A 22,229-nucleotide genomic window follows, 5' to 3' on the forward strand; every position below is an offset into this window, starting at 1 on the left:
ATGCGACATCATTCTGCGCTGGTTCACCGGTAGCTCCCTCACACCTCAGGGTGCGATTGTGCTCTGTCAGCGACCCTTCCACTCCGGGGTCCGCTTCATCACGAACGCCATGATGCCCTCGAGGGTGTCGCCGCTGACGATCAGCGAGTCGAGCACGTTGGTGCTCGCGCGGACCGCCTCGACGGTGTCGGTGATCGCGTCGGACTGCTCCATCGTCGCGATCGACGCGCGGACGGAGGTGGGGGAGGCGGCGAGGATCTCCTCGGCCACCCCGCGGGCGGTCTCGAGAACCTTTCCGGCCGGGGCGATCCGGCTCACCAGGCCGGCCGCGGCGGCCTCGGTGGCGGAGATCCGGCGACCGGTCAGGATCATGTCGCGGGCGAGCGCGGGCGGGATCATCCGCGGAAGACGCACCAGACCGCCTGCGGCGGCGGCCAATCCGACCTTCACCTCGGGCAGCCCGAAGGAGGCCTCCTCGTCGGCGACGATGATGTGGCAGGCCATCGCGATCTCGCAACCGCCGCCCAGCGCGAACCCGTTGACGGCGGCGATGACCGGCTTGGGCAGGCTCGCGCGCGCGGTGAGACCGGCGAATCCGTTCTTGGGCACCGACAGTGCGGCCGGGCTCGTTGTCGCGGCGAGGTCGTTGCCCGCCGAGAACGCCTTGTCGCCCTTGCCCGTCAGGATCGCGACCCACAGGTCGTCGTCGGCGAAGTAGGCGTCGAAGACCGAGTCCAGTTCGGCGTTCGCCGCCGGGTTCAGCGCGTTGCGGGCGTCGGGACGATTGATGGTCACCTCGAGCAGGTGTCCGTCACGACGGATCTCGATGTGTTCGTAGCTGTCCCGGAAGGCCGGCGCGACCGCGGGGTACTTGGCGTTCATCGCCGCCTCGGTCAGCTTGACCCGGTTGCCCTTGTCGAAGGAGCGCACCACGATCTTCGTGCCCGCGGGATCGTCAGATGTCAACAGGTGATCGAAGAACTCGTCGTCGTCGGAGTCGAGATTGGCCACGAAGCGTGCACCGAGTCCGTCCGGCGCTGCGTGGTCGATCAGGCGACCGATCACGACGCCCGTCCGCTTGCCGCTCTTGCTCGGGATGACGGTGTAGGTCTCGAGGATCGCCGGCCCGTCGGCGTCGCCGATGGTGGGAACGCTGGGCACCGCGTCGAGCCGAGCCTGGATCTGTGCGCTGTTGTCGGCACGCCAGGGCGCCGGCGTCGTAGAGTAGATACCGGCCGCATGCTTGCTCAGCACGCCGCCGTTGGCGACGACGAGACCGAAGTCGCCGGGGGACTGCCGCACGCGCGTCACGACCTCGGCGATCGCGTGCAGCGAGTAGTTGTTGCCCGGGCCGCCGAAGAACGGCAGGCCGCCGGTGACGGTGAGGCCACGCGGGTCGTCGGTGGCGAGGCCGAGGCCGTCGAGGATGTTGAAGACCGCGATCGGGAAGCAGCTGTAGATGTCGATGACGTCGATGTCGTGGAGACCCACCTCGGCGACCTCGAGTGCGTGCCGGACCGCGGCCGGTGCGGCCGGCGCGGCACCGAGGTCGGGACGGTTCAGCGAGGTGCGCTCGACGGTCTCGGCGTGACCGTGCAGGAACACCCACTTCGACGGGTCGATGCCGGCGGCCTGTGCGGCCCGGATCGACATGACGACGACGGCGGCGGACTGGTTCACTTGGTCGCGGGCGACGATGTAGCGCGTGAACGGATCGGCCACCACTCGGTTCTCGGGGGTCACGGTCACCAACTCCGCGGCGTCGCGAACAGTCGGGGCGGCTGAATGCGGATTCGCCGCGGCGACCTTCGTGAACGGAGCGAACAGCTCACCCATCGCGGCGGCGTACTCCTCGCGGCCCAGACCGGTGTTGTGCCGGCGCGCATTCTCCAGCAGCGCGTACTGCGGGATCACCGACGCGAGACCATGGCGCACCTCGGCGACGGTGATGATGCCCTTCACGCCGAATCCGCGGTCCTCGAGCTGCCCGCCGACCTCCTCGGCGAAGCTCGGACGCTCATTGTCCGGCTTCGACTGCAGATGCCGCACGGTCGACATGACCTCGGCGCCGAAGATGACGGCTGCCTCGGAGTCGCCCGCCGCGATGACGCCGGCGAGCTCGGTGAGCATCGTCTGCGGGGTCTGCCCGCCGGTGACGGCCTGCACGGCGCGACGCGGGTCGGCGCCGACGCGCTTGGCGACGGCGCGCGGCATGTTGTCCGGCCGGCCCAGCGGCGAGGAGGACAGGGGACTGGAGATCTCGAACGAGCGGATCGCGGCGATGGTGTCGATCGACGAGGCCAGGTCGGACGCGCCGGCGTCGTCGAAGGCGGCGGTGACGGCGCGCGCCGCGAGGTCCGCTTCACCCAGCGCCTCGTACCCGGGATCGGTCAAACGCTCGGAAGCCTGGCCGACACCGACGACGACGGGGGTGTTCAGATCGAGATCAGCGATCGAGATTGGCATACGCACACAATGGCACAAACGCGTGACAGGCGTCTCAACGTGGTCCGGCATCGGCCATACCTGCGGGTTCGGTACCCAGTCTGCCGCGGCATCGAGTGCTTGGGAACGTTGCGTTCACCGCGGTTTCAATCGTGGCCGAAGGGGCGGGAGCCGACGACACTATCGGCCGACAAGTCTGTATCGAAAGGACGTTTGATGACCGCAACCGTGCCCGCAAGCACGTCGGCCGCCGGCACAACCGACGAGCGGCTCGACGAGGTGTTCGCCCCGATCTTCGCGCGTATCGCAGAAGGCGCGGTGGCTCGTGAAGACGATCGGCGACTCGCACACGACGAGGTGTCGTGGCTGCGTGAGGCCAAGTTCGGCGCGCTGCGCGTGCCGGTCGAGCTCGGCGGGTACGGCGCCTCGGTGCGCCAGCTGTTCCGGCTGCTCATCGACCTGGCCACGGCAGAGTCGAATCTCCCGCAGGCGTTGCGCGTGCACTGGTCGTTCGTCGAGGATCAGCTCGCCGCGCTGCCCGATCACGAGGCGGAGCGCTGGCTGCGCAAGGTCGCCGAGGGCACGCTCGTCGGCAACGCCATCACCGAGCCCGGTGTCGGTGCCATCGACCGCTACCAGACCCGACTCACAGCCGACGGGGACTCGTGGCGCCTCGACGGCACCAAGTACTACAGCACCGGCAGCTTGTACTCCGACCACATCCTCGTCGCCGCGGACCAGGACGGCGAGCGCGTGTCGGTGCTCGTCGACGCCGACGCCGAGGGCGTCACCCAGCACGATGACTGGGACGGCTTCGGCCAGCGTCTGACCGCAAGCGGCACCACCGAGTTCAGCGGCGTGCAGGTGTCGGGCGATCGCATCCTCGGCCCGGGCTACGGCGTCGAGGGCCGCACCTACGCCACCTCGTACCTCCAGCTCGTGCAACTGTCGGTGCTGGCCGGTATCGCGCAGCGTGCCACCGACGACGTGAGCGAGTGGGTTCGGGAGCGCACGCGCACCTTCACCCACTCGACCGCCGACCTGCCCCGCCACGACCCGCTGGTGCAGCAGGTCATCGGCCGGCTGACGGCGGCCGCCTACTCAGCGCGCACCATCGTCCTGGACATCGCCGATCAGCTCGACCGTCTCGCCGAGACCGCCTGGCAGGACGAGAAGCTCCTCGACGAGGTCGAGTTCGACGTCGCCCGCGCCCAGGCGACCGTCATCCCGCTGGTGCTCGACGCGACCACCCAGCTGTTCGAGGTCGGTGGCGCCTCGATCACCTCCGAGCGGCTGCGCCTCGACCGCCACTGGCGCAACGCGCGGGTGATCTCGGTCCACAACCCGCTGATCTTCAAACTGCAGGCCATCGGTGACCACGTCCTCAACGGCACCGAGCTGCCCTACGCGTGGAGTGCCGGCCAGAAGTAGGCGGCTACGCTGGCCCCATGCAGCGGATGGCGGCGGCGGACGCCGCGTCGTACTGGATGTCCGAGCGCATCGCCAACGACCAGTTCCTGCTGTATGGCTTTGCCACACCGGCGATTTCGCTCGACGAGTGCGCCCGGCGGCTGCTGGCGCGGGCGCGGCACGTAGACGATCTGTGCCTACGGATCCACGACGTTCCCGCCAGCGCCGACCGGCCGTACTGGGTCTCGGCCGAACCCACACCCGACCAGGTCCGCGTCGACACCACGACGCGGACCTGGTCGTCGTGTCTGGACATCGTCGGCGCGCTCGTTGCCGACCAGCTGGTGCCGTCCCGTGCGGCCTGGCGACTGCACCTGTTCGGTCCGGTGGCCCACCTGCCGGCCGGCGATGGCCCTCCGGTCACGGGAGTCGTCGTGGTACTCCAGATCTCCCACGCGCTCGGGGACGGACGTCGGGCGTCGCAGATCGCGCGGGACCTCTTCGACGCCCCGTACCTCGAGAGCGTCGGCGGCGGTGGTGGCGTCCCCGGGCTCATCCGTGACGTCGGAACGCTCGCGCTGGGCGCGTTGCGGTTTCCGGCTGAGTTCGTCTCGACGATCCGTCGCGGAATGCAGGTCGCGCAGGTTGGGGGACAGGCGAATCCGGGGAAGCCGGGGTATCCGCTGACGACGCTGAACCGCAATCCCGGGTCGCGGCGGCTCCTGCGGGTCGTCGTGCTCGACCGCGAGCGTCTCACCGCGTCCGGGTCTCCGGTCACGGTGGCGGTGCTGGTCGCGATCTCCCAGGCGCTACCGAGATATCTCGGCGACGGTTGTGAACGTCTCGGTGTGGAGCTCACCGTCGGACGATCCGACAAATCGAAGACGCGCAACAATTTTCGCAATGTGGGGATCGATCTGCACCTCGAAGCCGACGAACCGCATGAACGTGCGCGACTCATCCGCGATGAGATCGACGCCGCCCGTGCGGCCGATGCCGATCCGGCACGAGTCGCGCAGCGGCGGGTATCAGAAGCAACGCCGGCGATCCTCGCACACTGGGGCATCCGGGCCTTCGACCTCGACACCCGGCCTGAGACGGTCACCGGTGTCACCGTGGTGTCCTCGGTGGATCGGGGTGCCGCCGACGTCGACCTCGACGGCGGAGAGATCCTGTTCACCACCGGCTTTCCCGCGCTGTCGCCGGTGCAGGGACTCACACACGGAGTGCACGGCATCGGCGACCGCGTCGCGGTGTCGGTCACCACCAGCCCGGAGATCATGCCCGACGTCGACCGGTACATGGATTTGCTTCGGGCTGGTTTCGACGCGCCTCGTCGCTAGGGTCCTCGACCGACCGTCTCTCCTATGTCGAGCGGCGGTATGGTTCCCGCTCAACCGTTTCCCTTCCGCGGTGGGATTTCCTTCCCGCGGGCGCTGGCCATTGAGCGGAAAGGAAACGACCACGCGAGAATGCCTACTACCGAAAGTCATTGACAAACAATCTGATACGCCGGTCGGTACCTGTTCAGCTCGTTGAAAACCCAGCCGCCCGACCACCCGGCCCGGCGGCTACTCGGCGACGGCCGCGTGGCCCGCACAGCCACCCACCGCCGACAACAAGACGAATGGAACCGGAAGAACCCACCACCGTTCTGACACAGCCTGGCGTGGCGGGTTTCGACGCGACGCCTCGCTTTGCTCGGTGTCGGCTCAACCGGCATGGGGTTGCGTGGTGTGGCGGGTTTCGACGCGACGCCTCGCTTTGCTCGGTGTCGGCTCAACCGGCATGGGGTTGCGTGGTGTGGCGGGTTTCGACGCGACGCCTCGTGCCTACTCAACGAGCAGTGGGGACTGGCTCTCAGGCGTTCGGGCGGCCGTTGGTGTCCGCGGGGGAGGCGTCGCTGCTGCCGCCGGAACCCTTGGGGCCGCGGGTGAGTCGCTTGGGCAGACGCTCGGCGAGACCGCCGAGGGGTGCCACGGTCTGATTCAGCAGGTCCACGGTTTCGGCGAGTTCGTGCACGGTGTCCTGCATGGCGAGCAGGTTGGGTGCCAGCTGACCCATGACCTCGGTCAGCTCGGTGAACCGATCCAGCGGACCGCCCGGCGCGATGGCGCGTTCGACCGCGCCGCCCTCGCCGACGAGCTGGTCGAGGAGGCCCGCCTCCGCGGCGAAGCGGTCGAGGATGCCGCCCGGAGCGGTCATCTTCTCCAGCATGCCGTCGGGTGCGGTGAGTTTGTCGACGACGCCGCCCTCGGAGGTGAGACGTTCGAGTATGCCCTCGTTCTCGGTGAACTGGTCGACCACGCCGCCGGGGCGGGTGAGGCGGTCGAGTGGCCCGTCCTTGGCGGTCAGGCGCATCAGGATGCCGCGTTCGTCGGCCATCTGGTCGAGGAGCCCGCCCTTGGCGGTGAGTCTCTCCAGCAGACCGCCGGGTGCGGTCAGCCGGTCGATGACCCCGCCGGGGTTGAGCAGACGTTCCAGGGGGCCGCCCGAGGCCAGGATGCGTCCGAAGGGCCGCTCCGGACCCAGCAGTTCGGACAGCTGGTTGAGGAGCGCGAGGGGGGTACGCGCCGCGTTGAGTTCGTCCTCGGCGCCGATCGCCAGGCTGATCTCGTGCTGAACACTGCCCGCGGTGATCCGTGCGATCGTCACCGCGGATTCGGCTGCGGCGAGGACCACTCCGGTCACCGTGAATCCCAGCCGGAGCGGCATCTCGAGGAGCAGACGAGTCGGGTCGGTCCCGGGAGGTGCGCTTCGTTCGGGAAGAGACTCCATGGTTCCCGACACTAGGCCACCGGATCGCGATCGGGGGTCAAGGTCGGGTGATTCGCGGTCAGGTGACCCACAGCGACGCCCCTACTCCTTCGCGGCCTTCGCAGCGGCCTTGGCCGCCTTCTTGAAGTCACGGACCTTCTGCAACGAGTCGGGGTCGACGACGTCGGCGACCGACCGGTACCCCTGCTTGCTGTAGTCGCCGGCGACCTTGGTCCAGCCGGAGGGTTTCACGTCGAGCTGTTTGGCGACGAGTGCGACGAAGATCTTCGCCTTCTGCTCCCCGAATCCGGGCAGCTCACGCAACCTCTTCATGAGGTCGGCGCCACTGGTCGCCTCGGTCCAGATCCGGGCGGCGTCACCGTCGTACTGTTCGGCGACGACCTTCGCCAATGCCTGCACACGTCCGGCCATCGAGCGGCCGTACCGGTGGATGGCCGGGGGAGTGGAGCACAGATCCGCGAAGGCCTCGGGGTCTGCGTCGGCGATCTCGACCGGGTCCATCGTCCCGAAGCGGTCTCGGATCTTGGCCGGACCTGCGAAGGCCCGTTCCATCGGGAACTGCTGATCCAGCAACATCCCGACGAGCAGTGCGAACGAATCGGTCGAGAGCAGTTCGTCGGCCGCGGGTTCCTGGGCGATCTGGATCTTCGGCATGGGAACGATTCTGGCAGACGCGGTGACCGCGCGGCTCTAGACTTCCCCCATGATCAGCGGGGAGAGCAGTTCGGGGCGATGGAGAGCACGTGCGGGCATCGGTGCGGTGGTCGTCGGCATGGTGGCGGCGCTGATCGGCGTCGCCGGGCCGGGGAGCGCGAAGGCCATCCCCGATCACACCGAACCGAATTACGTCACGACGCTGGTCTGCGACAGCGTGAACCCGTGGCCGGCGGGGACGGTGAAGATCCGGGTCGACGTGTTCAACAACATCCGCTTCCCAGCGGACGGACTGCCCGGACCCGCGATCGCACTCATCGGCACCGACCGTGCGAAACCCGTTGCGCTCGAATACACCTACTACGTCGCCGTGTCGTGGCGCAATCTGCGCACCGGACGCACCGGCACGGTCTTCGTGCCCGGTCGCGGCTTCACCGTCAAGTGGCAGGTGGACATCCATCCCGGACGCGGGCCCGTCGCGTTCACGATCAAGCAGAAGCTCGGCGCGATGGCCTTCAACCCGATGGTCAATCCGCAGTACTCGTCGTGCAGCGGGCGGGCGACGGCCTGAGCCGCCCGACCCCGGTGATCAGCGTCGGCGTAGGCATTCGGCAAGACCGCCGATCAGCAGGTACTGCGCGGCGAAATAGCTGCCGAGCACCCAGGCCTCACCCGCCATCCGAAGACGAGGATCGGTGATCAGGTGACGGCGGTTGATGATGACCAGATCCGACAGCAGGAACGTGACACCGCCGATCCGTAGCCGCGGCTGCGGACCGGACATGGCGCTCGCCGTCGCCGACATCGTCGCGAGCGTGTTGCCGTAGGTGCCCAGCACCGGCAGCAGCGCCGGCCGATGACGGGCCAGGACGGCGGCCGATTCGCCGAGCAGGCCGACCCGGGGGAGGAGCTGCCGCGCCGACGGCCGGGCGCCTGCCCGCCACATCGTCGCGATGTAGCTCAACTGGGCGCCGGCGAACAGCGACGCCCCGAGGCGCAGATAGCGGTCCTTGGCGACCGGCTCGGTCTCGAACTCCTCGAGGAACATCAGCCGGTCGCCCGCCATCGAGAACGCCACCGCGCCCGCCAATCCGGCGGTGTCGACGGCGTCGCGCCCCCGTGCCCCGGCGGCCACCTTTCCGGCGAGCAGCAGCATCGGCAGCGGTTTGGTCAGGGCCGCCGCCCGCCGGTGCCCCAGCGCGCCGGTGACCGTGGCGGCCGCCGTCGTCGCCGCATAGGCCAGATCGAACAGGCGTCGGTCCGGAAGACGGCGACCCATCATCGACTCATCTCAGGATCTTGGCGATGAAGGCGCGGATGTCGTTGTCGGACAGCTTCGCCGACTGCGCACCGTCGAGGGTGAGGTAGGTGCGAGCCTGCACCAGGCGATCGGCACGTGCCTCGTTGAGGTACTTCAGCGACAGCGGTACGACGACCGAGGTGTCCTGGAGCGATTGCGTCATGATCACCGGCTTGACGAAGCCGCGGCTGGGCAGAGCGGTGGCCTCGGTGAGCAGGTTGGTCAGCTCCGTGTTCCCCGACACCGGCTTGGCGAAGAGGGAACCCATCGCGAGACCGTCGACGTCCTTGCGGAACTCGGTGATGCATTCGTTGGCCGCCTTGGCCATCCACTTCTTGCCGGTGTCGGTGAGCAGCACATCGACGTCCAGTCCCGGGCGCGCGTTGCGGATGGCGCTCAGCGTGTAGAGCGCATCCGCGGCGAGTCCGGAGGGGATGCTCGCCGACGACGGCCCGAGATTGGCCAGGAGCGCACCGAATTCGGCCGGGATCGACGTCGCCGCCGCGCCCTTGAAGTTCAGCGAGTTGCGCTGCTGCAGTTGCGGTGCGATGCGAGCCAGCGTGATCGCGGCCGCGGCACCCTGCCCCTCCCCGACGACCGCCCACGAGCGCGACAGGTTGTCGGAGACGTCGCGTGAGGCGCTGACCGCGTCGACGATGTTGCGGGCGGTGGCCTCGAGGTCGTAGTACTGCGGGGTCCCCGGTGTGCCGACGCCCGCGTAATCGGTGGAGACGACCGCGTAGCCACGGCCGAGCCACCGGCTCAGTTCGGTGGTGTCGTCCTTGATCGGACGCTCCGATGGGGCGCACTTGTCGGCGATGCCACGCGAGCCGTGGGCCCACGCGACCACCGGCCAGCCGCCGGCGGGTGCCCGCCCGGCGGGCACCATCAGCACGCCGGAGGACAGGTGGGCCTTGCCGTCGGCGCCGGTGCTCCAGTAGGTGAAGTCGTTGCCGGAGGCGGCGCCGGCCACCATGCGGGCGCGGGCGAGATCACGATTGGCGTAGACGGCACCCGGTGCCTGACCGGGGCCGCGGACGTCGATCGTCCCGGCGTTGTCGTCGGCGGGGGCGCCCGTTTCCTCGTCGGCGGCGTCGGGCGTCGCGGTGCTGGTCGACGGTGTGGTCGTGGTCGGTTCCGCGACGGCCTCGGCGGCGACGCCGAAGGTGGTCAGGCCCATGGTGAGGGCTGCGGCGAGGGCGACCGTGCGGGCGATGGAAGCACTCCGAAGGGTTGACGAGATGCCGTGCGTGTTCATGTGTCGTCTATTCGTTCTGTGTGTGGGTGGGGGAGCGTCGTCGGTGAGTGGGGGTCTCACGCGTTGACAGTGGGTCTCATGCGTTGACGATGCCGACTGCGGGGAGGAACCAGCAGTTCTGCGCGCCGTTCTGCGCGGTGCCGAAGACGGCGGAGAGGATGGTGCCCTTGCCGGTCTTCACCGGGGCGAGACGCACACCCGAGAGCAGCGGCAGGGCGGCGAGTGTGGCCTGGTTGCTGACCGGCTCGAGGTCGGCGAAGCCACCCTGCAGGGTGCTGGTGTTGAACCAGGCGACCTGCATGGTGCCGCCCTTGCCGGCCTTCGGGGAGGCGGGCACGAACGCGTACGCGGTCTCGCCGTTCTCCACCAGGTTCAGCTTGTCCGGGATCGAGACCCCCGGGAGCATGTCGAGCAGCGGCTTGAGCTGGGTGAGCGGATCGGTCTTCATCGGCCAGGGGCCGGCGACGGCACCGGCGCCGGCGGTGACCAGACCCAGCGGGTTGTCCGCGGTGGGGGTGGTGCAGAACGGCGCGACGGACGGGGTCAGGGTCTGGATGCCCAGAGACCTGAGCAGGGCGATCGGATCGGTGGCGGCCACCGGATGGGGAGCGGCGTCGGGAGCCGAGGCCGGCCGCGGCTGCGACGCGTCGAACGGCAGTGCGCCCGCCCGTCCGGAGATGTCCTGGACGGACAACTGGCCGGTACTGCCCAGGACCGCCTGCGCAGCCTGCACGGCCATCTGGTCCACGCCGGCCGACTTCAGCAGACGGACTGCTCCGGCGAGTTCGGCGTCGAACGGGATGGAGTATGCGCTCAGCATGTTCGGCGGTAGCAGGGGGAGGGAGGGCGCGGCCGAGGCCGGCGCGGTCGTGGTGACCGCGGCAGCGGCCATCGCCACGCCCACGAGGCCCACACCGCAGCGCCGGATTCCGCGTCGCCCGACGAATGGACGTGTGAACCGAGACGTGATGGACATGGCACTCCTTCAAACAGCCGAACACCCCGCCACGTGTGGCGGGTGTGACAGATGGGATTCAAGTTAAAAGAGACCACGAGTGTGACGACCTGGGCAAGTCGCGAGTCCGAGCTGTGACATCCGCGCGATCGGTGAGATACCGACATTCCCGGCGACCTGGCGTTTTCGGCTTTCAGCGCCTGAGACGCGCGCCACATGCTTCGTCACCGGCGGGCGACCGGTGCGTTGGGGGTGCGGGCGCAAAACAACGGCACCCCGGCGGTGAGCCGGGGTGCCGCTGAACGAAAGTGGATGTGCGTCAGATGATGGCGAGGCCGATCACCGGGACGATCGTGCAGGACACGACCTGCCCCTTGGTCTTGGTGGTCACGTTTCCGTGGATCGCGGAGATGACGCGGCCCTTACCGGTCCGGGCGATGCCGGTGAAGGTGCCGGGGCCGTCCTTGACGTTGATCTTCGGGTTCCGCTTGAGCGTCGTGGTGCCGGTGCGTCCGGTGTCGACGTTGAGCCAGCTTGCGATGAGCGGCTGGGCCTTGTTGTCGATCGCGGGTCCGGTGCCGAGTGCGGTGTAGACGTAGCCGCCCTCGCCGCGCTTGGGTCCGGGTGCCGGTGCTTCCTGCGGGCCCGCGGTGACCAGTGCGCGTCCGAGGGAGCCGCCGCCGGGGATGCAGCCGAGACCGAAGGTCGGGTACAGGAATTCCTGGATCTTCGGAGCGTTCGGGCCCTTCGGGATGTCCGGATCTCCCGGCTTGGTCTCGGCGGCCAGTTCACGGGCGGCCGCCTTGCGCCCGGGTTCACCGAGGAAGTCGGCGACCGAACGCCAGATCTTGGTGACCTCGGCGGGCATCCCCGGCGTGTTGGCGAAGCTCTCGGCCTGCTGGAGGAGCTGGGCGTTGACCTTGCCGTCGGGGCCGGGAGTGGCGACCGAGCCGATGATCGCCGGTGCGAACGCGCCGAGCGAGTCCAGCACGCGCTGATCGACCTTGGGAGCGGGAGCGGCCTGGGCGACGGCCGGAAGGGCGAGGCCGGCCGCGACAACGAGCGCCGATGCACTGAGGAGAAGGCGGTGGCGGCGGGTCCGGTGCGGGCTAGAGGCGGTGGAACGCAACCTCGACGGCCGTGTGAAACGCACTGGTGAGTCCTATCGGTCGTGGCGCTGCGTCGGCCGGAAAGAGCGAGCCTCGTGCGCCTCGTGGTCGTGTGGGTCGTGGTCGTGTGGGTCGCCCGGGGTCTTCAGGGTTCTTCGATCATCGCACCCCGGACGTCGCGGGTCATTCTAAGCCCCTCGGCATCTGCCGTGTCCAGGTAGTCCCGCCGGCTGCGACTGTGACGTATGTGGTTATTGATGCAATTGTTACCAAAGTGGTTATGGTCGGCGGCGCATCGTGCGTTTCGGTGGCACCTGGTTGGATGTGGGAGTGGACAGGACAGGGACAGCCGGTCGCAAGGAGTCGGATGTGAACCAACTGCAGGGCGTGAACGAGCTGCAACCCGTGGGCGGCACCGGTCGTCGGCGTGGGTGGGCGGGGATCGTCTCCCGGACGATCGCACTCACCGTCGGCGTGGGGCTGGCGTTCACGACTGCGGTGGCCTGTGCCGACGAGTCGACGGCGGGCGGCGAGGTCACTCTGCTGACCCATGAGTCCTTCGAGCTGCCCGAGTCGGTCATCGACGGCTTCCGTCAGGAGACCGGGCTCACCCTGAAGATCGTGCGTTCCGGTGATGCCGGGCAACTGGCGTCGACCGTGTCCCTGACCCCGGGCGCGCCCAAGGGAGACGCCGTCTACGGCATCGACAACACCTTCGCCTCCCGGCCGATCGAGGCGGGCGCCCTGGAATCCTATGAGTCACCGCTCGCCGCCGGCGGGGCCGCCGAGTACGCGGTCCCCGGTGCGGCCGACCAGCTGACCGCCGTCGACCGCGGTGACGTGTGCCTGAACATCGACAACACCTGGTACGAGTCGCGATCGCTGACGCCGCCGGCGAGCTTCCGTGACCTGACGAAACCGGAGTACGCATCGCAGACCGTGCTGACCGATCCGGCCACCTCCTCGCCGGGCACGGCCTTCCTGCTGACGACGGTCGGGGCCCTCGGCGACGGCTGGCAGGACTACTGGAAGTTGGTCGTCGGCGGTGGCGCGACCATCGTCGCGGGCTGGGAGGTCGCCTACAACCAGTTGTTCAGCGCCGGCGAGGGCAAGGGAGACAAGCCGATCGTGCTGTCCTATGCGTCCTCGCCCGCCGCGACGCCCGGCACCAGCGCCCTGCTCGACAGTTGCTTTCCGCAGGTCGAGTACATCGGCGTCCTCAAGGGCACCCGCAACTCGACGGGGGCACGCAAGCTCGTCGACTACATGCTGAGCCCGGCAGTGCAGTCCGCGCTGCCGGAGTCGATGTATGTGTACCCGGTGCAGCGGGACATCGCCCTGCCCGAGGGGTGGCCGGCCCGAGCGGCGGTGCCGGCGTGGATGTCATCGATGCCGCCGGCCACGATCGCGGAGAACCGCGAGAGCTGGCTCGACCAGTGGCGTGCCGCTGTCGGAAGGTGATCGCCCGGTGACCCGGGTGACGGCGCGGCCCGCGGCGCGGACGGCGACGGTCGCCGGCCGGGTGGCGCTGCGTCTGATCCCGGCGCTGTTCATCGCCGTCCTGTTCGCCTGGCCGGTCCTCGCGCTCGTCCGCCGAGCCGTGCATCTGGCCGCCGCGTCGGGCGAACGACTCGGCGACCTCCTCACGCGTACCGACGCGTGGGCGCTCCTGGGCGTGACGGTCGGGCAGGCGGCGGCGTCGACCGTGCTCGCGCTTGTCGCGGCCGCGCCGATCGCATGGCTGTACGCCCATGTCGGTGGGCGCGCATCGGTCCTCCTCGCCGTCGCGGTGACGGTGCCGTTCGTGTTGCCGACGGTGGTGGTCGGCGTCGCCTTCCGATCGTTGCTGAGCGGCCCGCTCTCCTTCCTGCACATCCAGTCCGGGCTCGGCGCGGTGCTGGCGGCGCATGTGTTCATCAACGTCGCCGTCGTCGTGCGCGTGGTGGGTGCGGCGTGGCGGAACCTCGACCCCCGGCTGCTGGAGGCTGCGCGCACCCTGGGCGCCGGACGACTGCGCGCGACGCTGACCGTGGTGATCCCCAGGCTGCTACCCGCCACAGCCGGTGCAGCCGCGTTGATCTTCCTGTTCTGTTCCACCAGTTTCGGCGTCGTGATCATCCTGGGCGCGGGACAGTTGCGCACCCTCGAGAGCGAGATCTACACCCAGGCCATCGGCTACTTCCGCATCCCGGAGGCGGTGGTGTTGTCGATGGTGCAGATCGTCGTCGTGTTCGCGGCCCTGATGCTCACCCGTGTGTTCGCCGATCCCGCCGGGACCGGCTCCGCCCGTGGCGGCGCAGAGCGGCGTCGTCGGGATGCGGCGTTCGCGAACGGTCGGTTCGTGCTTCCGGCGATGTGGTTGGTGGGCGCGTGGACGGTGCTGCTGCTCGTCGGGCCGGTCGTGGTCCTGATGGCGCGATCGGTGCGGCCGACGGCCGGGGGTGACTGGACGCTCGCCGGATACCGGGCCCTCGCCGAGCCGGTCAACGGGGTCACGCCGCTGGAGAGCCTCGAGTACTCGCTGGTGTCGGCGGCGTTCGCGACCGTCATCGCCGTCGTCGTGGGCATGCTCGCCGCCGTCGCGCTCCACCGTTCCCGCGGGGTGGTCGGCGCGATCGCCTCGGCCATCTCTCTTGTCCCGCTCGGGATCAGTGCTGTCACCCTGGGTTTCGGATATCTGATCGTGCTGGCGTCGATGCCCTACGCGATCGCGGCGTCGCCCGCGATCATCCCGTGCGTACAGGCGCTGATCGCCATCCCGATGGTCATCCGCATCATGCTGCCCGCGCTCGAGTCGGTACCGGTCCGGCTGCGGCAGGCGGCCGCGACGCTGGGCGCCCGGCCCGCCCGGGTGTTCGCGACGGTCGATCTGCCGATCATCGGTCGTTCGACGGGTGCGGCTGCCGGGTTCGCCTTCGTGATGGCGCTCGGTGAGTTCGGCGCCACCAGCTTCCTGGCCCGGGCCGACACGACGACTCTCCCGGTGCTGATCGGATCGGCTCTCAACCGGCCGGGCGCCGCCAACCTGGCGACCGCGATGGCCGCGTCGGTGGTCCTCGTCGCCGCGACCGCCCTCGCCGTGCTGGTGGTCGAGGTGTTCCGGCCGCGAGCGGAGGTGCCACTGCTGTGACCGGAACCGAACGAGACACCGCGGCCGGTTCCCATGCCCTGCTGGAGATCTCCGACCTCACCGTCGCGTACGGCGGGCACACCGTGATCGACGGATTGTCCTGGCGCGTCGGGGGAGCGGGTGCCCTGGTGAGCGCCGTCCTCGGCCCGTCCGGTTGCGGCAAGTCGACGCTGCTCCGCGCCGTCGCCGGGCTGGAGCAGCCGACACGCGGGGTCGTGCGCTTCGGCGGTGAGGACCTCGCCGGGGTCGAGGTACACCGTCGGGACTTCGGCGTGGTCTTCCAGGACGGGCAACTCTTCGGCGGGCGCAGCGTCGCGTCGAACATCGGCTACGGCCTGAGGATTCGCCGGTGGTCGCGCCGCCGGACCGCCCAGCGCGTGACCGAACTGCTCGACGTCGTCGGTCTTCCCGGCTACGAGAAGCGTTCCGTCGACACGCTGTCCGGCGGTCAGGCGCAGCGCGTCGCACTGGCGCGTGCGCTCGCCCCGCATCCGCGGCTCCTGCTGCTCGACGAGCCGCTGGCCGCGCTCGACCGTCGGCTGAGAGATGAACTGGCGGTGGAGATCTCGGAGATCGTACGGGCGGCGGGTGTCCCCACCGTCGTCGTCACGCACGATCACGCCGAGGCCGCGACCATGGCCGACGAGATCGCGGTGATGCGCGACGGTGCGATGGTGCAGGTCGCCACGCCGTCGTTCCTGTGGAGAAGACCGGTCGACGAGTGGACGGCGCAGTTTCTCGGGGTCACCACCGTGATCGACGCGCAGCTGCGTGCAGGGGTCGCCGACACCGTGCTCGGTCAGATCGCGCTCGACCTGCCGGACGGTTCGCACCGGCTCGGCCTCCGGCCCGAATCGGTGGCGGTCGCCAAGGCGTCCCCCGACGGCCCGGACGCCGACGCGGACACGAACTCCGCCACGGTCGTGCTCGTCGCCGAACTGCCCGCGGGTCCACGCGTGCGCATCGAGACCGCGGTCGGCGAGATCGATGCCGTGGCAGACGAACCCGTCGCCATCGGCGACCGCGTGCGTATCCGTCTGGTGCCCGAGCGGGTCGCGGTTATCGGGTGAGGGTGACCCGGTGACGGAGCGCTGATGACGGACACCGCGCGGCGCGAACTGCTGCTCCCGCCCGGCCTGATGGTGCTCGGCGCGACGTCGATGTATCTCGGGGCGGCGGTCGCCGTCGGCATGTTCGACGACCTCGCACCGTCGGCGGTGGCCTGGTTGCGCATCGCCGGCGCCGCACTGGTGCTGCTGATCTGGGTCCGGCCACCGCGGTCCGCGTGGCTGCCCGCCCGCCTCCGGCTGGCCGGTTGCTTCGGTCTGATCACGGCGGCGATGAACATCACCTTCTACGAGGCCCTCGCGCACCTGCCGATGGGCACCACCGTCGCACTGGAGTTTCTGGGCCCGATCACGTTGGCGGCCTTGGGTTCTCGGACCCGCCGGGACATCGCGGCACTCGTACTGGCGGGGCTCGGGGTGGTCCTCATCGCCGACGTCCGATGGTCGGGAACAGGTGTGGGGGTGTTGCTGGCCCTGGCCGCGGCCACCTGCTGGGCCGGCTACATCGTGCTCGGCAAGCGGTCGCGGCGTGCGGTGCGGGCGTCGAGGATCTGGCCACCGGTTTCGTGATCGCAGCGTTGGCAACCTCACCGCTGGCGTGGTGGGTGGCCGAGGCGGTGCGCGACGGTGCGTCGGCGGCCGCGCTGCTCGGCCAGGGCCTGGTGCTGGGCGTGGCGTCGACCGCCATTCCGTACGCCCTGGATCAGGTCGTGTTGCGCCGCGTGGGCCGCGCGCGGTTCGCGATCCTGCTCGCCCTGCTCCCGGTGACCGCGGCGGTGATCGGCCTGATCGTGCTCGGTCAGGTGCCCCGACCGCTGGAGGCCGTGGGGATCGTGGCGGTCGCGCTGGCGGTCGCGGTGCGGTCGGTCGACCCCGCGGAGCGGTCGATGAACACCGACGAGATCCCGCCGAGCTGATCGTTCAGGCGGCGCGCGCCTTCTTCAGCGCCTTGCTGAGCTCCTTCTTGGTCATGTCCGAGGTGTCGAGCTTGCGCATCCGGTGGATCACCACGGGACACCGCACGCACCGCGTGGAGCTCTTGCAGCACTTCTTCTTGGGCTTCAGAGAGCCCACCTTGGCCGCGTCGACGTTGCCCATGCGGCGAGGTTAGCAGACCCTAACAACGGGCGTTCGAGCGCCTGTGATCGCGGTCTCACCACATAAACCGATACTCTGTAGCGTTGAATCCCTAGGTGATCTGCACTTGTCGCCGGTCAGAGCTGTCGGCCGCGAGCGCCTGAATAGTTCGGCTCGCGCCGAGTGCCGGCCGCCGAAGCGGTCCCCAACCACACGAAAGAGAGCCTGTGAGCGCTGCCCCCACCTTCCGTAACGTCGCGATCGTCGCGCACGTCGACCACGGAAAGACCACCCTCGTCGACGCCATGTTGCGCCAGTCCGGCGTCTTCGGAGAGCGTGCCGAGGTCGTCGACCGGGTGATGGACTCCGGTGACCTCGAACGTGAGAAGGGCATCACCATTCTCGCCAAGAACACCTCGGTGCACCGGCGTCAGCCGGACGGCACCGAAGTGGTCATCAACGTCATCGACACCCCCGGCCACGCCGACTTCGGCGGTGAGGTCGAGCGCGGCCTGTCGATGGTCGACGGCGTCGTGCTCCTGGTCGACTCCTCCGAGGGGCCCCTGCCGCAGACGCGCTTCGTGCTGCGCAAGGCGCTGGCCGCCGAGCTGCCGGTGATCGTGGTCGTCAACAAGACCGACCGCCCCGACGCCCGCATCCAGGAAGTCGTCGACGAGACCCAGGACCTGCTCCTGGACCTCGCGTCCGACCTCGACGAGGAGGCCGCGAAGGCCGCCGAGCTCGTCCTCGAGCTCCCCGTCCTCTACGCTTCCGGCCGCGCCGGTGTGTGCAGCACCGAACAGCCCGCCGACGGTGAGATCCCGGCCGCCGAGAACCTCGACGCATTCTTCGACGTCCTGCTCGAGCACGTGCCCGCCCCCAAGGGTGATCCCGAAGCGCCGCTGCAGGCCCACGTGACCAACCTCGACGCATCGGCCTTCCTGGGCCGTCTCGCGCTCGTCCGCATCCACAACGGCACGCTCCGCAAGGGGCAGCAGGTGTCCTGGTGCCGCGAGGTCGACGGCAAGCCCGTCGTCGAACGCGCGAAGATCACCGAACTCCTCGCCACCGTCGGCGTCGAGCGCGAACCGGCGGAGTCGGCGGTCGCCGGCGACATCGTGGCCGTCGCCGGTATGCCGGAGATCATGATCGGCGACACCCTCGCCGACCTCGAGAACCCGCAGCCGCTGCCGCGGATCACCGTCGACGAGCCGGCCATCTCCGTGACCATCGGCACCAACTCCTCGCCGCTCGCCGGCCGCGTGTCCGGTCACAAGCTGACCGCCCGCATGGTCAAGCAGCGCCTGGACACCGAACTCATCGGCAACGTGTCGCTGCGGGTGCTCGACATCGGCCGTCCGGACGCCTGGGAGGTGCAGGGTCGAGGTGAGCTCGCGCTCGCGATCCTCGTCGAGCAGATGCGTCGCGAGGGCTTCGAGCTGACCGTCGGCAAGCCTCAGGTGGTCACCCGCAAGGTCGACGGCAAGGTCCAGGAGCCGTTCGAGCACCTGACCGTCGACGTGCCCGAGGAGTACCTCGGTGCGGTCACCCAGCTGCTGGCCGCCCGCAAGGGCCGCATGGAGCAGATGAACAACCACGGCACCGGCTGGGTCCGCATGGAGTTCATCGTGCCGTCGCGTGGCCTGATCGGCTTCCGCACCGACTTCCTCACCGAAACCCGCGGCACCGGGATCGCCAACGCCGTGTTCGACGGTTACGACGCCTGGGCAGGCGAGATCCGCGCCCGCCACACGGGCTCGCTCGTGAGCGACCGTTCCGGCACGGTGACCCCGTTCGCGATGATCCAGCTCGCCGACCGCGGCACCTTCTTCGTGAACCCCGGCGACGACAGCTACGAGGGCCACGTCGTGGGCATCAACCCGCGTCAGGAAGACCTCGACATCAACGTCACCCGCGAGAAGAAGCTGACCAACATGCGGCAGTCCTCCGCCGACGTGATGGAGACACTGGCCAAGCCGATGCAGCTCGACCTCGAGGCCGCCATGGAGTTCTGTGCCGCCGACGAGTGTGTCGAGGTCACCCCTGAGGTCGTGCGTGTGCGTAAGGTGCACCTGGACTCGTCGACCCGTGCCCGTGAGCGCTCGCGGGCCAAGTCCCGGGACGCAGCGGTCAGCTGACCGCCGAGCCGGTCTCCCGCCGACGCGGGGGACCGGCATCGTCTGATCGACCGAGAAGCATCTTCATGGGGGTATCCGAGGTGAAACGGGCGAGACCACAGCGGGGTCGCGACGCCATGAACCGGAGCCGTGTGCTCGGGTTGCTCTCGTGCGGTGTCGCACTGCTCATCGCCCTGACGGCGTGCACGGCGGATCCGCCGCCGCCCGTCCGGGACACCGGGCCGCCGCCGACGCCGACCGAGTATCCGGTCGGGAAGACGATCTTCATCGCCACCGACTCGGTGGGGAACGGGTTCAACCCGCACATCGCGGCAGATCAGAACCCGGTGACCACGGCAGTCGCCGCGATGACGCTCCCGAGTCCCTTTTCCCCCGTGCAGACGCCGGCCGGACCGGTGTGGGAGCTGCAGCGCCAGTTCGTCACCTCCGCCGAGGTGACGTCGCGTCAGCCCTTCACGGTGACCTACCGCATCCACACCGACGCCCAGTGGTCGGACGGACTGCCGGTCACCGGCGACGACTTCGGCTACCTGTGGCAGCAGATGTCGCGGCAACCCAACGTGGTGGCCCCGGCGGGCTACCGGCTCATCGACTCGGTGCAGTCCCGGGAGGGCGGCAAGGTCGTCGAGGTGCGCTTCGAGCGGCCGTATCCGGCCTGGCGCGAGCTGTTCACCGGGTTGCTGCCGAGTCACGTCTTCAAGGGCGCTCCGGCCGGCTTCCAGACCGGCATGGACACCGGCAAGCCGGTCTCGGCCGGCCCGTACGCGATCGTCGGGATCGACAAGACCCGCGACGAGGTACGCCTGGCCCGCAACGACCGCTACTGGGTGACGCCGCCGCGGCTGGACCAGATCGTGCTCCGCCGTGCCGGTAGCAACGCGCAGATGCTCGACTCCGTGCGCTCGGGTGACTCCGAGATCGTCGCGCTCGGCGCCTCGCCCGCGACGGCCGCCGAACTGACCGCACTGCCCGGCCTGAAGACCGAGCGCAGTCTCACCTCACGCTCGCTGGGCATCAGCGTCAACGCCCGCACCGACGCGATGAGCTCGGTGGAGGTGCGGCGCGCCATCCTCGGCCTCGTCGATCCACGGCTGACCACGTTCGCCGGTGCGGGGGACTGGATCGTCGAGCCGTACGCGAACACCGTGTTCGCGCCATCCGACCCGGGTTACACCCCGGTCTCGCGCCCGCGTCCCGACCGGGCCGCGGTGGATGCGCTCCTCGCCGGCGCCGGCTACCGCCGCGCGGACCCGGAGACGACCGGACAGACCTCCCCGGTACCCGAACCGTCAACCGAGACGCCCGCGTCCGGGACGCCGTCCGCGGCCGGCTCCTCCACCCCGTCCAACCCGGCCGCGACGCCGACCCCGGGGGCGGTCGAGGTCGCGGAGCTGCCCGAGGGCATCCTGCCGTTCCAGAAGGACGGTCAGGACTTGCTCGTGCGCGTGGGAGCGGTGGCCGGTGACCCGCGCGCCACCTCGGCCGCGTCGAGTGTCGTCGACCAGCTGCGCAGCGCCGGAATCCGCTCGCAGGTGGTGACGATGCCGAACAGCGAGCTGTACGGCTCGGCGCTGACCCAGAAGCGCGTCGACCTCGTCGTCGGCTGGACCGGGCTCGGTGTGCCGCCGGCGGCGTCGCTGGCCTCGACGGTCGACTGCAATCAGCCCAAGCCGAGTACGGCGCCGTCGCCCGCCACCCCGCCGACGCCCACCAGCATCGCGCCGAGCGGCGGGGACGTCGGCGACAGCTACGCCAGCAACGTCTCCGGTCTCTGCGACCCCAGATTGATCGAACTCGCGCGCAACGCGCTGTCCGAGGAGGACCCGATCGGGACCCTCGACCAGGCGGAGCCGCTGTTGGCCGCGCAGGCGATCTACCTGCCGCTGTACCAGGATTCGATGATCGTCGGTGTCACGCCCGCGGTGCGCGACGTGCCGCTCACCGGACCGATCCAGGAGTCGATCTTCGGGACCGCGGTCGACTGGAAACTCTCGTGACCGAGGCCAACCGGGCCGCGGACCGGCGGCTGCTGCTCGTCCACGCCCATCCCGACGACGAGACGATCATGACCGGTGGGACCATCGCCCGCTATCTCGCCGAAGGCGTCGACGTGCGCGTCCTGACCTTCACCCTCGGCGAGGAGGGCGAGGTCATCGGTGACGAATACGCACAACTGGTCGCCGACGGCGGCGCCGACCAGCTGGGCGGCTACCGGATCGCGGAGCTGACGCGCGCCCTCGCGGCACTGAGCCCGGCAGACGGTCCGACCCTGACACCGCGCTTCCTCGGCGGGGCCGGACGCTGGCGCGACTCGGGCATGGCCGGCGCCCCGTCGGCGAACCATCCGCGCGCTCTCGTGCAGGCACCGTTCGACGAGCCGGTCGGCGTGTTGGTCGAGCTGCTCCTCGACTTCGCTCCGCAGGTGGTCGTCAGCTACGACGCGTCGGGAACCTACGGGCACCCCGACCACAAGCTCGTGCACGAGGTCACCGCTGCCGCGGTCGCACGCGCCCGTGCGGCCGGCACCGGCCCCGTGAAGCTGTACGAGTCGGTCACCGAGCGCAGCGCGCTCGAGAACGGCCTGGCGGCGGCTCCCGGTGTGCCCGACGGCTGGCGGATGCCCCATCCCGGCGAACTGCCGAGCTACCCCGACGAGCAGATCACCACCGAGGTCGATGTGGCGGCATACCACTCCCACAAGGTCGCCGCACTCGCCGCACATGTGACGCAGGTGACCGTCGCGCCGTCGGGAACCGAGTTCGCGCTGTCGAACAACATCCTGCAGCCGATCCACCATCACGAGCATTTCGTCCTCACCGACCACGATCCGCGTGACGCTCTCGGCGGCGACCGGGAGACGGACCTCTTCGCCGGGATCGTGTGAGGACGGTGGGGAACATGTCAGCCC

17 protein-coding genes and 1 pseudogene are annotated in these 22,229 nt (G+C 69.5%); 10 read left to right on the top strand and 8 right to left on the bottom strand.

The features are described from left to right. Nucleotides 1-66 precede the first annotated feature (66 nt). Nucleotides 67-2,466 (bottom strand): acetyl-CoA acetyltransferase, encoded by a 2,400-nt coding sequence (locus GOAMI_RS08025; RefSeq protein ID WP_040004666.1) that lies wholly within the window; start codon nt 2,464-2,466, stop codon nt 67-69. A 195-nt stretch (nt 2,467-2,661) separates the two neighbouring features. Between GOAMI_RS08025 and GOAMI_RS08030 the strand changes: the two genes are divergently transcribed. Then, a complete protein-coding gene (locus tag GOAMI_RS08030; RefSeq protein WP_006435962.1) occupies nt 2,662-3,876 on the top strand; it encodes an acyl-CoA dehydrogenase family protein in 1,215 nt (404 codons plus the stop codon). Nucleotides 3,877-3,893: 17 nt separating this feature from the next. Then, on the top strand, nt 3,894-5,198 hold the full coding sequence (locus GOAMI_RS08035) for a WS/DGAT domain-containing protein (RefSeq protein ID WP_006435964.1): 1,305 nt from the start codon (nt 3,894-3,896) through the stop codon (nt 5,196-5,198). 517 nt (nt 5,199-5,715) lie between these two features. Here GOAMI_RS08035 and GOAMI_RS08040 read toward each other — a convergent pair. Beyond that, complete coding sequence (locus GOAMI_RS08040) at nt 5,716-6,633, bottom strand: hypothetical protein (RefSeq protein ID WP_006435966.1); 918 nt, start codon at nt 6,631-6,633, stop codon at nt 5,716-5,718. Between the two features lie 81 nt (nt 6,634-6,714). Then, nucleotides 6,715-7,287, bottom strand: a complete 573-nt coding sequence (locus GOAMI_RS08045; protein ID WP_006435968.1) for an HhH-GPD-type base excision DNA repair protein — start codon at nt 7,285-7,287, stop codon at nt 6,715-6,717. 118 nt (nt 7,288-7,405) lie between these two features. Here GOAMI_RS08045 and GOAMI_RS08050 point away from each other — a divergent pair, with 118 nt between their 5' ends. After that, on the top strand, nt 7,406-7,858 hold the full coding sequence (locus GOAMI_RS08050) for a hypothetical protein (RefSeq protein WP_006435969.1): 453 nt from the start codon (nt 7,406-7,408) through the stop codon (nt 7,856-7,858). An 18-nt stretch (nt 7,859-7,876) separates the two neighbouring features. On the opposite strand, the gene GOAMI_RS08055 is transcribed toward GOAMI_RS08050, so the two are convergent. The 4 genes from GOAMI_RS08055 to GOAMI_RS08070 form a co-directional block, all read right to left on the bottom strand. Further along, complete coding sequence (locus tag GOAMI_RS08055) at nt 7,877-8,566, bottom strand: lysoplasmalogenase family protein (protein WP_040004667.1); 690 nt, start codon at nt 8,564-8,566, stop codon at nt 7,877-7,879. Nucleotides 8,567-8,573: 7 nt separating this feature from the next. Beyond that, nucleotides 8,574-9,845, bottom strand: a complete 1,272-nt coding sequence (locus GOAMI_RS08060; RefSeq protein WP_006435971.1) for an alpha/beta hydrolase family protein — start codon at nt 9,843-9,845, stop codon at nt 8,574-8,576. 76 nt (nt 9,846-9,921) lie between these two features. Next, nucleotides 9,922-10,821, bottom strand: a complete 900-nt coding sequence (locus GOAMI_RS08065) for a hypothetical protein (protein WP_006435972.1) — start codon at nt 10,819-10,821, stop codon at nt 9,922-9,924. Between the two features lie 298 nt (nt 10,822-11,119). Beyond that, nucleotides 11,120-11,953 carry an Rv1157c family protein gene (locus tag GOAMI_RS08070; protein ID WP_006435973.1) on the bottom strand — a complete coding sequence of 278 codons (834 nt, stop codon included), beginning with the start codon at nt 11,951-11,953 and terminating at the stop codon, nt 11,120-11,122. A gap of 325 nt (nt 11,954-12,278) precedes the next feature. Between GOAMI_RS08070 and GOAMI_RS08075 the strand changes: the two genes are divergently transcribed. The 4 genes and pseudogenes from GOAMI_RS08075 (at nt 12,279) to GOAMI_RS08085 (ending at nt 17,023) form a co-directional block, all read left to right on the top strand. Then, the gene (locus GOAMI_RS08075) at nt 12,279-13,370 is read left to right on the top strand and encodes a thiamine ABC transporter substrate-binding protein (protein ID WP_006435974.1); all 1,092 of its coding nucleotides are present in this window, start codon (nt 12,279-12,281) and stop codon (nt 13,368-13,370) included. A 7-nt stretch (nt 13,371-13,377) separates the two neighbouring features. Then, nucleotides 13,378-15,039: an ABC transporter permease gene (locus GOAMI_RS08080; RefSeq protein ID WP_006435975.1), complete on the top strand. Its 1,662-nt coding sequence runs from the start codon at nt 13,378-13,380 to the stop codon at nt 15,037-15,039. After that, complete coding sequence (locus tag GOAMI_RS22325; protein ID WP_006435976.1) at nt 15,036-16,109, top strand: ABC transporter ATP-binding protein; 1,074 nt, start codon at nt 15,036-15,038, stop codon at nt 16,107-16,109. Before GOAMI_RS08080 ends, GOAMI_RS22325 begins: the two co-directional genes overlap by 4 nt. Nucleotides 16,110-16,133: 24 nt before the next feature. Next, nucleotides 16,134-17,023: pseudogene (locus GOAMI_RS08085) on the top strand (EamA family transporter). A 4-nt stretch (nt 17,024-17,027) separates the two neighbouring features. On the opposite strand, the gene GOAMI_RS23195 reads toward GOAMI_RS08085, so the two are convergent. Then, nucleotides 17,028-17,204, bottom strand: a complete 177-nt coding sequence (locus GOAMI_RS23195; RefSeq protein ID WP_006435979.1) for a hypothetical protein — start codon at nt 17,202-17,204, stop codon at nt 17,028-17,030. A 206-nt stretch (nt 17,205-17,410) separates the two neighbouring features. Between GOAMI_RS23195 and typA the strand changes: the two genes are divergently transcribed. The 3 genes from typA (at nt 17,411) to mshB (ending at nt 22,205) form a co-directional block, all read left to right on the top strand. Beyond that, nucleotides 17,411-19,321: a translational GTPase TypA gene (typA, locus tag GOAMI_RS08090; RefSeq protein ID WP_006435980.1), complete on the top strand. Its 1,911-nt coding sequence runs from the start codon at nt 17,411-17,413 to the stop codon at nt 19,319-19,321. A gap of 65 nt (nt 19,322-19,386) precedes the next feature. Next, entirely contained in the window at nt 19,387-21,318 is a 1,932-nt protein-coding gene (locus GOAMI_RS08095; protein ID WP_040004668.1) for an ABC transporter family substrate-binding protein, read from the top strand. Continuing rightward, on the top strand, nt 21,315-22,205 hold the full coding sequence (gene mshB, locus GOAMI_RS08100) for an N-acetyl-1-D-myo-inositol-2-amino-2-deoxy-alpha-D-glucopyranoside deacetylase (protein ID WP_006435982.1): 891 nt from the start codon (nt 21,315-21,317) through the stop codon (nt 22,203-22,205). Before GOAMI_RS08095 ends, mshB begins: the two co-directional genes overlap by 4 nt. Nucleotides 22,206-22,229: the final 24 nt, after the last annotated feature.

Source organism: Gordonia amicalis NBRC 100051 = JCM 11271, assembly GCF_000332995.1.
In the GTDB taxonomy this organism is placed as follows: domain Bacteria; phylum Actinomycetota; class Actinomycetes; order Mycobacteriales; family Mycobacteriaceae; genus Gordonia; species Gordonia amicalis.

What these genes read in the sequence shown, in the direction of transcription:
- GOAMI_RS08025 (WP_040004666.1), bottom strand. Translation starts at nt 2,466, where the DNA reads ATGCCAATCTCGATCGCTGATCTCGATCTGAACACCCCCGTCGTCGTC.
- GOAMI_RS08030 (WP_006435962.1), top strand. Translation starts at nt 2,662, where the DNA reads ATGACCGCAACCGTGCCCGCAAGCACGTCGGCCGCCGGCACAACCGAC.
- GOAMI_RS08035 (WP_006435964.1), top strand. Translation starts at nt 3,894, where the DNA reads ATGCAGCGGATGGCGGCGGCGGACGCCGCGTCGTACTGGATGTCCGAG.
- GOAMI_RS08040 (WP_006435966.1), bottom strand. Translation starts at nt 6,633, where the DNA reads ATGGAGTCTCTTCCCGAACGAAGCGCACCTCCCGGGACCGACCCGACT.
- GOAMI_RS08045 (WP_006435968.1), bottom strand. Translation starts at nt 7,287, where the DNA reads ATGCCGAAGATCCAGATCGCCCAGGAACCCGCGGCCGACGAACTGCTC.
- GOAMI_RS08050 (WP_006435969.1), top strand. Translation starts at nt 7,406, where the DNA reads ATGGTGGCGGCGCTGATCGGCGTCGCCGGGCCGGGGAGCGCGAAGGCC.
- GOAMI_RS08055 (WP_040004667.1), bottom strand. Translation starts at nt 8,566, where the DNA reads ATGGGTCGCCGTCTTCCGGACCGACGCCTGTTCGATCTGGCCTATGCG.
- GOAMI_RS08060 (WP_006435971.1), bottom strand. Translation starts at nt 9,845, where the DNA reads ATGAACACGCACGGCATCTCGTCAACCCTTCGGAGTGCTTCCATCGCC.
- GOAMI_RS08065 (WP_006435972.1), bottom strand. Translation starts at nt 10,821, where the DNA reads ATGTCCATCACGTCTCGGTTCACACGTCCATTCGTCGGGCGACGCGGA.
- GOAMI_RS23195 (WP_006435979.1), bottom strand. Translation starts at nt 17,204, where the DNA reads ATGGGCAACGTCGACGCGGCCAAGGTGGGCTCTCTGAAGCCCAAGAAG.
- GOAMI_RS08095 (WP_040004668.1), top strand. Translation starts at nt 19,387, where the DNA reads ATGGGGGTATCCGAGGTGAAACGGGCGAGACCACAGCGGGGTCGCGAC.